This is a genomic window from Serratia sp. OLAL2 (assembly GCF_002752475.1).
In the GTDB taxonomy this organism is placed as follows: domain Bacteria; phylum Pseudomonadota; class Gammaproteobacteria; order Enterobacterales; family Enterobacteriaceae; genus Serratia; species Serratia bockelmannii.
On the sequence record NZ_MSTL01000016.1, the window covers coordinates 425,054 to 439,035 of the forward strand.

The following is a 13,982-nucleotide window of genomic DNA, read 5'->3' on the forward strand; positions in this document are numbered from 1 at the left end:
TCAAAACCTGTGTGTGCCCCATTGCCTAAAATGACCTCCCCGATTCGCATTTGCCGGCGGAACACCGCCGCCGGCAACCTTTAAAGACAGCGTGCGCCCGGCCGGGCGCACGGCTAAGCCAGGATAAATCTATGGAGCTGCTTTGTCCCGCCGGCAACCTGCCGGCCCTGAAGGCCGCGGTGGATAACGGCGCCGATGCCGTTTACATCGGTCTGAAAGACGATACCAACGCGCGCCACTTCGCCGGCCTTAACTTCACCGAGAAAAAGCTGCAGGAAGCGGTCGATTACGTGCATCGCCACGGCCGCAAACTGCATATCGCCATCAACACCTTCGCCCATCCCGACGGCTATGCCCGCTGGCAGCGCGCGGTGGATATGGCGGCCCAATTGGGCGCCGACGCCCTGATTCTGGCGGATCTGGCGATGCTGGAATACGCCGCCCAACGCTATCCGCAGTTGGAACGCCACGTTTCGGTGCAGGCTTCCGCCACCAACGAGGAAGCGATCCGTTTTTACCAGCGCAACTTCGAGGTCGGCCGGGTGGTGCTGCCGCGCGTGCTGTCGATGCATCAGGTGAAACAGCTGGCGCGCACCAGCCCGGTGCCGCTGGAAGTGTTCGCCTTCGGCAGCCTGTGCATCATGGCCGAGGGGCGCTGCTACCTCTCCTCCTACCTGACCGGCGAGTCGCCGAACACCGTCGGCGCCTGTTCGCCGGCGCGGTTCGTGCGCTGGCAGCAAACCCCGCAGGGCATGGAGTCGCGCCTGAACGACGTGCTGATCGACCGCTATCAGGACCACGAAAACGCCGGTTACCCGACGCTGTGCAAAGGCCGCTATCTGGTGGACGACGTGCGCTACCACGCGCTGGAAGAGCCCACCAGCCTCAATACGCTGGAGCTGCTGCCGGAGCTGCTGGCCGCCAATATCGCCTCGGTGAAGATCGAAGGCCGCCAGCGCAGCCCGGCTTACGTCAGCCAGGTGGCGCGCGTCTGGCGCCAGGCGATCGACCGTTGCCAGGCCGATCCGGCCGCCTACCGCGCCGACGCCGCCTGGATGGAGACGCTGGGCGCGATGTCCGAGGGCACCCAGACCACGCTGGGCGCCTATCACCGCAAATGGCAGTAGCCGGAGGAAACATGAAATACGCACTGGGGCCGGTACTCTACTACTGGCCGAAAAACGACATCGCGGCGTTCTATCAGCAGGCGGCGGAGAGTAACGCCGACATCATTTATCTCGGCGAGAGCGTCTGCACCAAGCGGCGCGAGATGAAGGTCGGCGATTGGCTGGCGCTGGCGCGCGACATCGCCCGCAGCGGCAAGCAGGTGGTGATCTCCACGCTGGCGCTGCTGCAGGCGCCGTCCGAACTGAATGAGCTGAAACGCTATGTGGAGAACGGCGAGTTCCTGTTTGAAGCTAACGATCTGGGCGCAGTGAACATGGCGGCGGAACGCGGTCTGCCGTTCGTCGCCGGCCATGCGCTGAACTGCTACAACGCCTATACTCTGCGCCTGCTGCGCCGCCAGGGCATGATGCGCTGGTGCATGCCGGTCGAGCTGTCACGCGATTGGCTGGCCAATCTGCTGACGCAGTGCGACGAGCTGGGCTTCCGCCACGACTTCGAGGTGGAGGTGCTGAGCTACGGCCATCTGCCGCTGGCCTATTCGGCGCGCTGCTTCACCGCCCGCTCGGAAAACCGCGGCAAGGACGAGTGCGAAACCTGCTGCATCAAGTATCCGCAGGGCCGCATGATGCGCTCCCAGGAACAGCAGCAGGTGTTCGTACTCAACGGCATCCAGACCATGAGCGGTTACTGCTACAACCTCGGCAACGAGCTGCCAAGCATGCAGGGGCTGGTGGACATCGTGCGACTGTCGCCGCAGGGCGCCGAGACGCTGGCACAGATCGACGCCTTCCGCGCCAACGAGCGCGGCGAGCAGCCGCTGGCCTTGACCAACCACGTCGACTGCAACGGCTACTGGCGCCGCGTGGCGGGGTTGGAGTTGGTGGGGTGATCCTCGCTCCCCTCCTCACCGAGGGGAGTTTTCAATCAACTCGCCCGCCGTTTCCTGAACATCCCGCGCAGCGCCACGCTGTTGCGCAAGAAGCCGACGCCGAAGCCCAGTAGGGTGTAGACCACGCCGAGTATCAGCATCATCACCACGTCGCCCCACACTTCATTCAGCGACAGCCCCATCTGGTTGACGCCGGCGATCGCCTTGGTGCCCCAGGTGGAGGGAATGCTGTACGAGATGGCGCGCACCCAGGCCGGCATCGACTGCAGCGGCCAGATGGTGCCGGACAGGTAGAAGACCGGCGTCGTGATGAACGCCAGCGTCAGGTAGATCATCTCGACGCTGCGCAGGCACTCGGTCACCAGCTTGCCCAGCCCCAGTACCGCCAGCAGGAACGGGAAGGTCAGCAGCAGCAGTTCGGCGATGTTCGCCGTCTGCCGATAGCCCAATACCCACGGCCACAGCACGAACAGCACGATCGACAGAAACAGCCAGATCGGCAGCAGCGCCGTCAGCCCGCCGAGGTGCGCCGCCAGCGGCGCTTTGCCGCCGGGCATGCTCTTCATGGCGATATTGACGCGGATACAGGCGATCAGCAGCGAGTGCTGCAACAGCATCACCAACAAGCCGGGGAAGATGATCGCCGCGAAGCTGATGCCGGGGTTAAACACGTCCAGCGTTTGCCCCAGTATCGGCGTCAGCAGTATCTGCGCCTGCCGTTCGCTGAAACCGCTGCGCAGCAGCAGCCCGTTGTTGTACTCCGTCAGCAGCTGCTGATAGGCCGCCACCACGTCCTGTTGGATCTGGCCGTTGGCCAGACGGTTGGTGGCGTCGCCGTACACCGGCACCACGATGTTCTGCCCGCTGAGGATCTTCTTCTCCAGATCCACCGGCATGATGATCACCGCAAACAGCTTGCGCCAGCTGAGATCGCGCTGTGCCTGTTCCAGGCTGTCGTAGGTTTCAATCGCTATCTTGGAGGTGGCGTCCAGTTGGCGGATCAGCTGGCGGCTGGCGGTACTGTGGTCCTGATCGACCACCCCCACCGGCAGATCCCACACCGTGCGGTTGGCGTACACCAGGCTCATGATGCACAGCGACAGGATCAGCATCAGCCACACCGGCCGCTCCAGCATGCCGAGCAGTACCTTAACGAAGGTTTGCCAATAGAGCTTCATCCGGCGTTCCCCTCTTTTGCCAGCCGCGCCGGCAGGCGATTACGCACCAGCAGCGCGGCCACCAGCGGATAGACCGCCAGCAGCGCACACACGCTGAAAATGGCGCTGGCGTGCACCTGCCGCAGGAACACGTCGAACATCGCGTACAGCGCGTGGGTCAGCGGTTCGATGTTGGAAATGATGCGCGCCGGCAGCGGCATCGACAGCTCAGGCACCGCCATGCCGGAGAACGTCATCGCGATACTGACCAAAATACCAATCAGGCTGTAGGCGGTGATGGTGCTGCCGGTAAAGGTGTACAGCAGCAGGCCGATGCTCTGCGCCGCCATCACGTAGAACAGGCCGATCATCAGCATAAACAGCGGATTGCCGCTGACGCGGGCGTCAAAGATACCCACCAGCGCCGCGATCTCCACCATCAGCAGGGTGGTGAAACACAGCGTGTACGGTGCCAGCTTGCCGAGCAGCGCCAGGCTGAACGGCTTGGCCTGCAGCAGCGACTTGCTGCGCGCCAGCACGTAGATCATGCAGGTCACCGCGAACAGCTGCAGCAGGTGGATGGTGGCGGCGAACTGCTGGTAATAGATATAGCTGCCGCTGGCGTTGAACAGGCTGCCGTAGGAGAGCGTCACGTCCGCCAACGGCGGCAGCGTTTTACCCATCTCGGTGGCGATGATGCTGCGGGTGCTGGCGTTGATTTCGTTCATCAGGCCGCCAAAGTCCTGGGTGGAATACAGCCCGGCGCCGTAGAACAACGCATTGTAGTACATCACTACGCTAGGCTGTTTGCCCGACAGCGCGTTGGCCTCAAAGTCCGGCGGGATATACAGCAACGCGTAATCCTGCGCGCTGCGCAGGCGGCTCAGCGACTCCGGCAGCCCGCCGCCATATGCCTCAACGTGGGCGTGCGAGCCGGCGTCCAGCCGACGCGTCAGCGATTTGGACAGCGGGCTGTGATCGCTGTCCACCACCGAGACCGGCAGATCGAGCAGCGTGCCTTCGGAGAAGTTGCTGCTGATCAGCGCAAACAGGATCAGTGGAAAGATCCAGCTCAGCCAGTGCACCACCGGGCTGCGAAAGGCGACGCGACACTCTTTGTCGAACGCGTGACTGAAGCAGCGCCAGCCGGCCCTTACTCTTTCCATTGCCATAAGGTGCTCATCCCCGGACGCAGGCCGTCCACCGGCTGTGACGGATACAGGCGCACTTCGAAGGTTTTCAGGTCGAAGTCGCCGGTGGCGCGGGTGGCGCGTTTGGTGGCGTAATCCCCCAGCGGCGCGATGTAGCGCACCTCGGTGTCGATCATTTTGTCCTTCAGCGCCGGCACCCGCAGCGTGACCTTGTCGCCTTTGCGCACGTGGGCCAGGATGTCTTCACGCAGGTTAAACACGAAGTAGGCGTCCGGCACCCGGATCAACGTCACCAGCGGGCTGCCGGCGTTCAGCAATTCGCCCACTTCGGCCGGGATCGGCCCCACTTCGCCGTCCACCGGCGCTTTCACCTGCAGATCGTCGCTCTGCGCCTGGATCTGCAGCAGATTCTCTTCCGCCGCCCGCAGCGCCGCCGCATATTGCTGCCGCTGCTCGACGCGGTCGCCGTTAATGCCTTCATCCAGATTGGCCTTGGCGGCCTGTACCTGCTGGAAGGCGGTGTCGCGCGACCGGCGCGAAGCGTCCAGCTCGGACTTCGAGATATAGCCCTTGCCGGCCACGCTCAGGTTGCGGTTGTAGTCATTTTGCGCATTGCGGTACTGCGCCTCGGCCTGCGCCAGGTTGGCGCGCAGGTTGCGGATGCTCTCTTCACGGGTGCCGTGCAGCGACAGCTCGAGCTGCGCCTTGGCCTCGTCGCGCGTCGCCTGCGCGGAACGCAGCTGCGCCATCAGTTCGGGGCTATCGAGCTGAATGATCAGCTGACCGCTTTTCACGTCGTCGCCGCGTTCGATCAGGCGTTCAACGACCCGGCCTTTCGCCTTGGATGCGACGATCACTTCGGGGGCATCCACTTCACCCTGCAGCAACAGATCCTGATTGTGCGCGCGGAACAGGATCGCCAATGCGATCGCCGCCAACATCAGCAACAGGGTAAACAGCGTCTTTTTTTTCATTATGTCAGCTCCCGGAACGGTAAGCGGCGGGCGGGGATCATCATTTCCATGTCTCAAATTGCTCCAAAAAACACCATTGCTCTCATGAGGATATCACAAGCACATATCTCCTCTTTTATAACTATAAATTGGATTATGCTTTTAACACTAAAAAGCATCTTTTTTCGGCTTTTTGGTATGCAGACTCCTGCAATCGCCCTTTAAGCGATCCACTCTCTGATGGACGATGTCATGACTGAACACACTGCGGTACCGCTGTCGGTACTGGATTTATCGCCAATCCCGCAAGGGGCCAAGGCACGCGACGCTTTCCACTGCTCGCTGGACTTAGCGCAGCACGCCGAACGCTGGGGCTACCGGCGCTACTGGCTGGCCGAGCACCACAACATGACCGGCATCGGTAGCGCCGCCACCTCAGTGCTGCTGGGCTATCTGGCCGCCGGCACCCAAAGCATTCGCCTCGGCTCCGGCGGTGTGATGCTGCCGAACCATGCGCCGCTGGTGATCGCCGAGCAGTTCGGCACGCTGGAGTCGCTCTACCCAGGGCGCATCGATTTGGGGTTGGGCCGCGCGCCCGGCACCGATCAGCGCACCATGATGGCGCTGCGTCGCCACCTGTCCGGCGATGTGGATACCTTCCCGCGCGACGTGCAGGAACTGCAAAACTATTTCTGCGATGCGCAGCCCGGCCAGCCGGTGCAGGCGGTGCCGGGCCAGGGGCTGCACGTGCCGCTCTGGCTGCTCGGTTCCAGCCTCTACAGCGCGCAGCTGGCGGCGCAGCTCGGCCTGCCGTTCGCCTTCGCCTCGCACTTCGCCCCGGATATGCTGTTCCAGGCGCTGCAGCTGTACCGCGAGAACTTCAAACCGTCCAAACAGCTGGCGCAGCCGCACGCCATGGTATGCGTCAACGTGATCGCCGCCGAGAGCGACAGCGATGCACGCTTCCTGTTCAGCTCGATGCAGCAGCAGTTCATCAATCTGCGCCGTGGTTCGCCCGGCCCGCTGCCGCCGCCAGTGGATAACATCCACGCGCTGTGGACCGCCGGTGAACAATACGGCGTCGAACAGGCGCTGCGGATGTCGATCGTCGGCGATGAAAAAACGGTGCGCCACGGGCTGCAAACGCTGCTGCGTGAAACCGATGCCGACGAGATCATGGTCAACGGCCAGATTTTCGATCACCAGGCACGGCTGCGTTCGTTCGAGATTGTTGCCGGCGTGAAGGGCGACATCGTGAAGGGATAAAAAGCGAAAAGGCGGTGGGGAACCCCACCGCCTCGGCGTTAACGCTGGATCAGGTAGCGGATGGTCGGCCCGTCCTGCTGGATATCCAGCACCTTATAGCCATGGTTGCGCGCATCGAGCGGGATGTTGTTGATCGACTGCGGGCAATCGCTGATCACTTCCAGGATCTCCCCCGGTTTCAGCTGCGGCATCGCCTCCAGCGTCGCCACTGCCGGGTACGGGCAAGGCTCGCCCAGCATGTCCAGCCGGTAGTCCGGCACTATCGTCGTCTCTTTCATGACATGCTCCTCAAATTCACCACGTGCGCCTCAGGCCGGGCGCGGAAAAAGCGTTTCTCCCACCACAGCATGGCGGCGAAGGCCAGCGCCAGCAGCAGATAGGTCACCAGCAGGCCACCGACCGGGCCGAAGGTGTCGAGCAGGTTGATCTTGTCGTAGTCGGTCGCCAGCGCCGGTGCCAGATCGTCCCAGTAATAGGCCAGCAGCGTAGCGCCGATGATGTTGCCCAGCCCCACCCACCAGTAGTGTACCTGCCCTTCCACCGCGCGGTACATCCAGCCGGTCTCGCAACCGCCGGCCAGCACGATGCCGAAGCCGAACAGCAAGCCGCCCAGCACCGCATTCGGGCCGGCCCACATGATCTTCGGCGCCACGCCAAGCTGCACGTAGCTGAAGATGCCGATGGCGCTCACCGCCATGCCGATGATAATGGCTTTCGCCATGTGGGTGCGGCCGGTGATCCACAGATCGCGGAACGCCGAGGTAAAGCAGATCTGCGCGCGTTCGATCAGCAGACCGAAGCCGATACCGAACAGCATGGCGATGCCGAGCTTCGGCGCATCGAACAGCGTCCACAGCGACCAGGCCACCGCCAGGCCGAAGACCGCCATGCCCAGCCGGAAGCGGCGGCGCGCCTGCTCAGGTTTCTGCGTCAGCGGCGCGGCAGCCTTAACCTTTTGCAATTTGACCGGGATGCGGAACATCGGCAGCAGCGTGAATTTGGCGCCGAAGTAGGAGCCGGCGGCGGTCGCCAGCGCGAAGAACCAGGCGTGCAGCGAGAACTGCGGAATACCGGTGAAGAAGGCCGCCAGGTTACAGCCCATTGCCAGGCGCGCGCCGAAACCAGCGATGATGCCGCCCAGCAGCGCCTGCACGATGCGAATGCGGTGCTGCGGCTGGCGCAGCTTGATGTTGTTGGCCCACAGCGCAGCAGCGATGCAGCCGGCGAACATGCCGATGATCATGCGCCCGTCGATGCGCTCCAGCGGCGTGCCCTGCAGGCCGATAACCTTGAAATAGCCCCACTGCTCAGGGTGCAGGCCGAACCACTGCAGCACATGGCCGCCCCAGCGCGTGAATTCGCCGGTCACCGCCCAGAAAGTGCCGGTCATGCCGAAGTAGTAGGTAGAAAGGATCCCGGCGGCGATCACCGCCGGCAGCGGCGCCCAAAAGCGCACCAGGTATTGAGATTTGAACTGCTGCCAACTCATGGCATCTCCCGTGCATATCATCCGTAAGAAAAAACCTTATGAATGATACGCCATTCGGGGGCGTTTGACGGCAATTTTCAGGCATAAAAAAACCAGCCCGCAGGCTGGTTTTTCAGAGTGCTTCACCGCGAACGGTGAATCAGCGATTACGCGTCGCCGAAACGACGACGTGGTGCTGCCGGTGCGCTGTCATCACGGCGTGGCGCCGGCTTGCCGTCACGGTTGTAGTTACCGCCACGACGCTCGCCGCCGTTACCGCCTTCGCGACGTTCTCCGAAGGAACGACGTGGGCCGCCTTCGCGACGTTCACCGTTGAACGGACGGCCGTTACCGTTGCCACGACGCTCGCCACCGTTGCCACCGTCACGACGCTCGCGACGTTCGAACGGCTGTGCATCGCCCAACAGCTGCATGTTCATCGGCTTGTTCAGGATGCGAGTGCGAGTGAAGTGATTCAGGATCTCGCCCGGCATGCCTTTTGGCAGCTCGATGGTGGAGTGGGAAGCGAACAGCTTGATGTTACCGATGTAACGGCTGCTGATGTCGCCTTCGTTAGCGATAGCGCCAACGATATGACGGACTTCAACGCCATCGTCACGGCCCACTTCGATACGGTACAGCTGCATTTCGCCAACGTCACGACGTTCGCGACGCGGACGGTCGCCGTCACGGCTATCGCGGCTGTCGCGACGGTCGCCACGATCACCGCGACGATCGTCACGGTCGTTGAACTCGCGGCGCTGGCGCGGTTTGAAGACCGGATCCGGCGGCAGGATCAGCGGACGTTCGCCCTGAGCCATTTTCAGCAGCGCTGCGGCCAGGGTTTCCATATCCAGCTCTTCTTCCGGCTGCAGTTTGGTCAGCAGTGCGCGGTACAGATCCAGATCGCTGCTTTCCAGCTGCTGCTGAACTTTCGCGGCGAACTTGGCCAGACGACGCTCGCCCAGCAGTTCTGCGTTTGGCAGCTCCACTTCAGGGATGGTCAGCTTCATGGTGCGTTCGATGTTGCGCAGCAGGCGGCGTTCGCGGTTTTCCACGAACAGCAGCGCACGGCCGGCGCGACCCGCACGGCCGGTACGGCCGATACGGTGAACGTAAGACTCGGAGTCCATCGGGATGTCATAGTTGACAACCAGGCTGATGCGCTCAACGTCCAGGCCGCGGGCCGCAACGTCGGTCGCGATCAGGATATCCAGACGACCGTCTTTCAGGCGCTCCAGGGTCTGCTCACGCAGCGCCTGGTTCATGTCGCCGTTCAGCGCGGCGCTGCTGTAACCGCTGCGCTCCAGCGCTTCGGCCACTTCCAGGGTCGCGTTCTTGGTACGAACGAAGATGATCGCCGCGTCAAAGTCTTCGGCTTCCAGGAAACGTACCAGCGCTTCGTTTTTACGCATGCCGTAGACCGACCAGTAGCTCTGGCTGATGTCCGGACGGGTAGTCACGCTGGACTGGATGCGCACTTCCTGCGGCTCTTTCATGAAGCGGCGGGTAATGCGACGGATCGCTTCCGGCATGGTGGCGGAGAACAGCGCGGTCTGATGTTCTGCCGGGATCTCAGCCATGATGGTTTCTACGTCTTCGATAAAGCCCATGCGCAGCATTTCGTCGGCTTCATCCAGCACCAGACCGCTCAGGTTAGAGAGGTTCAGGGTGCCGCGCTTCAGGTGGTCCAGTAGACGACCTGGGGTACCCACAACGATTTGCGGGCCCTGGCGCAGAGCGCGCAGCTGTACGTCGTAACGCTGGCCGCCGTACAGGGCTACCACGTTGACGCCGTTCATGTGTTTGGAGAAATCGGTCATCGCTTCGGCAACCTGAACCGCCAGTTCGCGGGTCGGTGCCAGCACCAGGATCTGAGGTGCTTTCAGGTCTGCCTGCAGGTTGTGCAGCAGCGGCAGCGAGAACGCTGCGGTTTTACCACTACCGGTCTGTGCCATGCCCAGCACGTCGCGGCCGTTCAACAGGTGAGGAATACACTCAGCCTGGATCGGAGATGGTTTTTCATAGCCCAGATCGTTCAGGGCGGAAATGATTGGAGCAGACAGCCCCAGATCAGCAAAAGAGGTTTCAAACTCAGTCGTCATGTACACGTGCCTCATTAATAATGGCAGCCAGTCTACATAACTCGTCGAGAAAATTTTCAGTCATTTTCATTGAAAAGTGTGAACCGGCTCAAATTAGATTATAAAACGAACAAAAAAGCCCTCGCCCGTTAAGGCGATAACTTTGGTTAAAAACCAATGTTCATCAGGCTGATAGGTGTTCGTCAGCTATTGCTGGTCCGATTCCGATAGGTCGTCTTGCTCTTGGCCCAAAAGCGCCAATTCCAACAATGCATAGCGGTGCTCAACGAAGTTGTGAACGTTGTTAGACACCGTCAGTTTGAACAGCGCCGAAGCGGTGTCCTTGTCCCCCAGACTCAGGTAGTGTTTACCCAAATAGAAGTCAGTTTCACTGAGATGCTCAGCGAGCGAAGTGTTATCCGTTGCATCTGCCTTGAGGCGTTCCATCAGCGTTTTTTCGCTGATCTTGCCCAGGTAGAATTCGACAATATTCCATCCCCATTGCCCTCTGTCCGATTTGTCATAGCGCTGCTGAAGCGCTACTTCGGCCTTCTTGGGATCGATTTCTCGCTCCACCAGATACAGCCATAACGAACGGAAGGGATCGTTTGGGTCGTCTTGATAAAACGCCTGCAGATCATCCTGCGCCAACGGGAAGCGGCCGCCATAATACAGTGCGATGCCCCGGTTTAAACGCGCGTAATTGTAAGTTGGATCAAGCTCTAGTACAGAATCAAACGCTTCATAGGCAGCATCAAAATTGCCTGCCTGCGTTAAGTAAATGCCCAGGTAGTTGAAAACTTCCGGCATGTCGGGACGTATCGCCAGCGCCTGCGAGAAATCATTGCGCGCTAATGCACGTAACCCGAGGCTATCATACAGCACACCGCGCTCATATAAAAGCTGTGCGCGTTCGTCATCCGTCAGTGCCCGGCTGGCAAGAATTTGTTCCATGCGCGCCAGGATCACTTCCTGCTGCAACGTAGGCTGCAACGGGATTGCCAAAACTTCGTCTTTACGCCAATCATGGTTGCTGCATCCTGCCAGCATGAGTGCTGTCGCAACGTAACACCAGCGCAAGAAAGGCTTCATTTCCCACTCCCGAAGACAAACATTGGATGAACGTCCTGTCCTCCGTTTGCTAAAACGCGGGTATCCTACCCGCGCGATACGAACAGCTCCCAACCCCATGGCGGGGAGCTGTAAAACTATCTATACAGTTATTCTGCTTCAGGCGCAGGTGAACCTGCTTCCGGCGCCATCGCTTCTTTGATGCTCAGACGCACGCGGCCCTGACGGTCAACTTCCAGTACCTTAACCGGCACTTCCTGACCCATTTGCAGATAGTCGGTCACTTTCTCAACGCGCTTGTCGGCGATCTGAGAAATGTGCACCAGACCTTCTTTACCACCGCCGATAGCGACGAATGCGCCGAAATCAACGATACGGGTCACTTTACCCTGGTAGATACGGCCCACTTCGATCTCTGCCGTGATCTCTTCGATACGACGGATAGCGAATTTCGCCTTCTCACCGTCGGTCGCAGCGATTTTAACTGTACCATCATCTTCAATTTCGATGGTAGTGCCAGTCTCTTCGGTCAGTGCGCGGATAACGGAACCGCCCTTACCGATCACGTCTTTGATTTTATCCGGGTTGATGCGGATAGTATGAATACGCGGTGCGAATTCGGAGATATCGCCGCGTGGGGAGCTGATAGCCTGTTCCATCACGCCCAGGATGTGCAGACGCGCGCCCTTGGCCTGGTTCAGAGCCACCTGCATGATCTCGCGGGTGATGCCTTCGATTTTGATGTCCATCTGCAGCGCGGTGATACCGTCGCGGCTACCGGCCACTTTGAAGTCCATGTCGCCCAGGTGATCTTCGTCACCCAGAATGTCGGACAGAACCACAAAGTTATCGGCTTCTTTCACCAGGCCCATCGCGATACCCGCAACGGCAGCCTTGATTGGCACACCGGCGTCCATCAGCGCCAGAGATGCGCCGCACACGGAAGCCATGGAAGAAGAACCGTTGGATTCGGTGATTTCAGACACCACGCGAACCGTGTACGGGAAATCTTCCGGTTTAGGCATCATAGCCAATACGCCGCGTTTCGCCAGGCGACCGTGACCGATTTCACGACGCTTAGGAGAACCGACCATGCCGGTTTCGCCTACGGAGTACGGAGGGAAGTTGTAGTGGAACAGGAAGCTGTCGGTCTTCTCGCCCATCAGCTCGTCCAGGTTCTGTGCGTCGCGCGCGGTACCCAGGGTCGCGGTAACCAGCGCCTGAGTTTCGCCACGGGTGAACAGCGCGGAACCGTGGGTGCGCGGCAGTACGCCGGTGCGCACGTCCAGGCCACGGATCATGTCTTTTTCACGGCCGTCGATACGCGGCTCGCCACGCAGTACGCGGCTACGCACCACGTTCTTCTCGACGTTGCCCAGGATGTCCTGGATTTCGCCGGCGTCCAGCGTTTCGTCCTGCGCCAGCAGGGTTTCAACCACGCTGTCTTTGATCGCGTCAACCTGAGCGTAACGCTCTTGTTTTTCGGTGATGTGGTAAGCGTCGCCCAGGCGAGCTTCGGCCAGTTCAGCCACGCGCGCGTGCAGCGCTTCGTTGACCGCAGGGGCCTGCCAATCCCACTTCGGCTTGCCGGCTTCGGCAACCAGGGAGTTGATGTTTTCGATAACCACTTGCTGCTGGTCGTGGCCGAACACCACGGCGCCCAGCATCTGATCTTCGCTCAGCACTTCCGCTTCGGATTCAACCATCAGCACCGCGCCTGCAGTACCGGCAACCACCAAATCCAGACGGCTTTCTTTCAGCTCGTCAGTTGTCGGGTTCAGCACATACTGATCGTTGATGTAACCTACGCGCGCTGCGCCGATTGGGCCGTTGAACGGAATACCGGACAGGCTCAGGGCGGCAGAGGCGCCGATCATCGCAACGATGTCCGGGTTCACCTGCGGGTTAACGGAAACCACGGTCGCGATCACCTGAACTTCGTTCAGGAAGCTGTCCGGGAACAGTGGGCGGATCGGACGGTCGATCAGACGGGAAGTCAGGGTCTCGCCTTCGCTCGGACGGCCTTCGCGACGGAAGAAGCTGCCCGGGATGCGGCCGGCGGCGTAAGTACGCTCTTGGTAGTTAACGGTCAGCGGGAAGAAGCTCTGGCCCGGCTTGGCTTTTTTCTGGCCAACGACGGTAACGAATACGGCGGTGTCATCCATGCTCACCATAACGGCGGCGGTGGCCTGACGAGCCATCATACCGGTTTCGATGGTGACGGTATGCTGGCCATACTGGAATTTGCGAATGATCGGTGTCAGCAAAATTATATCCTTGATTAGCGGCGCGCAATCGCATTGACGACTCGACACGCCTGTGACTCGATTTGCCTTCTCACTACATCCTCGCGACTAATGACAATCCTTATCTCAGGCAGGAGATAAAGCCTCTCATTAGCCGCGCGAACCTCTGTAACGGAAGAACCTGTTTGGAAACATCAGTAATACATTAACCTGATTTGCTTATGCTTCCTAGAAGAAAGGGGCCAAAATAGGCCCCTTTCCACTGAAACTTGCTAGATTAGCGACGCAGACCCAGACGCTCGATCAGGCTGGTGTAACGTGCTACATCTTTACGCTTCAGGTAGTCCAGCAGCTTACGACGCTGAGAAACCATACGCAGCAGACCACGACGGCTGTGGTGATCTTTTTTGTGCTCGGAGAAGTGGCCTTGCAGATGGTTGATCTGCGCAGTCAGCAGGGCAACCTGAACTTCGGTAGAACCGCTGTCGTTAGTACCACGACCGAAATCAGCTACGATTTGAGCTTTAGCTTCAACACTTAGAGACATTGTAATACTCCAGATTATAGAT

General features: G+C 60.3%; 12 protein-coding genes. 3 read left to right on the forward strand and 9 right to left on the reverse strand.

The window, feature by feature from the left end:
• The first annotated feature begins 131 nt into the window (after positions 1-131).
• The gene (locus BVU99_RS10835; protein ID WP_015376422.1) at positions 132-1,127 is read left to right on the forward strand and encodes a peptidase U32 family protein; all 996 of its coding nucleotides are present in this window, start codon (positions 132-134) and stop codon (positions 1,125-1,127) included.
• An 11-nt stretch (positions 1,128-1,138) separates the two neighbouring features.
• Complete coding sequence (locus BVU99_RS10840) at positions 1,139-2,017, forward strand: U32 family peptidase (RefSeq protein ID WP_099817053.1); 879 nt, start codon at positions 1,139-1,141, stop codon at positions 2,015-2,017.
• A 35-nt stretch (positions 2,018-2,052) separates the two neighbouring features.
• On the opposite strand, the gene BVU99_RS10845 is transcribed toward BVU99_RS10840, so the two are convergent.
• Genes BVU99_RS10845 through BVU99_RS10855 form a run of 3 tightly spaced genes read right to left on the reverse strand, consistent with a single transcriptional unit; the run spans position 2,053 to position 5,299 of the window.
• Positions 2,053-3,195, reverse strand: coding sequence for an ABC transporter permease (locus BVU99_RS10845; protein ID WP_043139253.1), 1,143 nt, complete (start codon positions 3,193-3,195; stop codon positions 2,053-2,055).
• Positions 3,192-4,346, reverse strand: a complete 1,155-nt coding sequence (locus BVU99_RS10850) for an ABC transporter permease (RefSeq protein ID WP_044029869.1) — start codon at positions 4,344-4,346, stop codon at positions 3,192-3,194. The genes BVU99_RS10845 and BVU99_RS10850 overlap by 4 nt, the downstream gene beginning before the upstream one ends.
• Positions 4,328-5,299, reverse strand: coding sequence for an efflux RND transporter periplasmic adaptor subunit (locus BVU99_RS10855; RefSeq protein WP_025305060.1), 972 nt, complete (start codon positions 5,297-5,299; stop codon positions 4,328-4,330). The genes BVU99_RS10850 and BVU99_RS10855 overlap by 19 nt, the downstream gene beginning before the upstream one ends.
• Before the next feature lie 231 nt (positions 5,300-5,530).
• On the opposite strand from BVU99_RS10855, the gene BVU99_RS10860 reads away from it, so the two are divergent.
• On the forward strand, positions 5,531-6,544 hold the full coding sequence (locus BVU99_RS10860) for a luciferase-like monooxygenase (protein ID WP_049203345.1): 1,014 nt from the start codon (positions 5,531-5,533) through the stop codon (positions 6,542-6,544).
• A gap of 38 nt (positions 6,545-6,582) precedes the next feature.
• Here BVU99_RS10860 and yedF read toward each other — a convergent pair whose 3' ends face one another.
• The 6 genes from yedF to rpsO form a co-directional block, all read right to left on the reverse strand.
• Positions 6,583-6,822: a sulfurtransferase-like selenium metabolism protein YedF gene (yedF, locus tag BVU99_RS10865; protein ID WP_004933486.1), complete on the reverse strand. Its 240-nt coding sequence runs from the start codon at positions 6,820-6,822 to the stop codon at positions 6,583-6,585.
• Positions 6,819-8,033 carry a selenium metabolism membrane protein YedE/FdhT gene (gene yedE / locus BVU99_RS10870; RefSeq protein WP_099817054.1) on the reverse strand — a complete coding sequence of 405 codons (1,215 nt, stop codon included), beginning with the start codon at positions 8,031-8,033 and terminating at the stop codon, positions 6,819-6,821. The genes yedF and yedE overlap by 4 nt, the downstream gene beginning before the upstream one ends.
• A 146-nt stretch (positions 8,034-8,179) precedes the next feature.
• Entirely contained in the window at positions 8,180-10,117 is a 1,938-nt protein-coding gene (locus BVU99_RS10875) for a DEAD/DEAH family ATP-dependent RNA helicase (RefSeq protein ID WP_025305057.1), read from the reverse strand.
• A 186-nt stretch (positions 10,118-10,303) separates the two neighbouring features.
• The gene (gene nlpI, locus BVU99_RS10885; protein WP_025305056.1) at positions 10,304-11,188 is read right to left on the reverse strand and encodes a lipoprotein NlpI; all 885 of its coding nucleotides are present in this window, start codon (positions 11,186-11,188) and stop codon (positions 10,304-10,306) included.
• 128 nt (positions 11,189-11,316) lie between these two features.
• Complete coding sequence (gene pnp, locus BVU99_RS10890) at positions 11,317-13,434, reverse strand: polyribonucleotide nucleotidyltransferase (RefSeq protein ID WP_025305055.1); 2,118 nt, start codon at positions 13,432-13,434, stop codon at positions 11,317-11,319.
• A gap of 256 nt (positions 13,435-13,690) precedes the next feature.
• On the reverse strand, positions 13,691-13,960 hold the full coding sequence (gene rpsO, locus BVU99_RS10900; protein ID WP_004933502.1) for a 30S ribosomal protein S15: 270 nt from the start codon (positions 13,958-13,960) through the stop codon (positions 13,691-13,693).
• Between the last annotated feature and the right edge of the window lie 22 nt (positions 13,961-13,982).

Coding starts and splice junctions, on each gene's coding strand:
- BVU99_RS10835 (WP_015376422.1), top strand. CDS start 132: ATGGAGCTGCTTTGTCCCGCCGGCAACCTGCCGGCCCTGAAGGCCGCG.
- BVU99_RS10840 (WP_099817053.1), top strand. CDS start 1,139: ATGAAATACGCACTGGGGCCGGTACTCTACTACTGGCCGAAAAACGAC.
- BVU99_RS10845 (WP_043139253.1), bottom strand. CDS start 3,195: ATGAAGCTCTATTGGCAAACCTTCGTTAAGGTACTGCTCGGCATGCTG.
- BVU99_RS10850 (WP_044029869.1), bottom strand. CDS start 4,346: ATGGCAATGGAAAGAGTAAGGGCCGGCTGGCGCTGCTTCAGTCACGCG.
- BVU99_RS10855 (WP_025305060.1), bottom strand. CDS start 5,299: ATGAAAAAAAAGACGCTGTTTACCCTGTTGCTGATGTTGGCGGCGATC.
- BVU99_RS10860 (WP_049203345.1), top strand. CDS start 5,531: ATGACTGAACACACTGCGGTACCGCTGTCGGTACTGGATTTATCGCCA.
- yedF (WP_004933486.1), bottom strand. CDS start 6,822: ATGAAAGAGACGACGATAGTGCCGGACTACCGGCTGGACATGCTGGGC.
- yedE (WP_099817054.1), bottom strand. CDS start 8,033: ATGAGTTGGCAGCAGTTCAAATCTCAATACCTGGTGCGCTTTTGGGCG.
- BVU99_RS10875 (WP_025305057.1), bottom strand. CDS start 10,117: ATGACGACTGAGTTTGAAACCTCTTTTGCTGATCTGGGGCTGTCTGCT.
- nlpI (WP_025305056.1), bottom strand. CDS start 11,188: ATGAAGCCTTTCTTGCGCTGGTGTTACGTTGCGACAGCACTCATGCTG.
- rpsO (WP_004933502.1), bottom strand. CDS start 13,960: ATGTCTCTAAGTGTTGAAGCTAAAGCTCAAATCGTAGCTGATTTCGGT.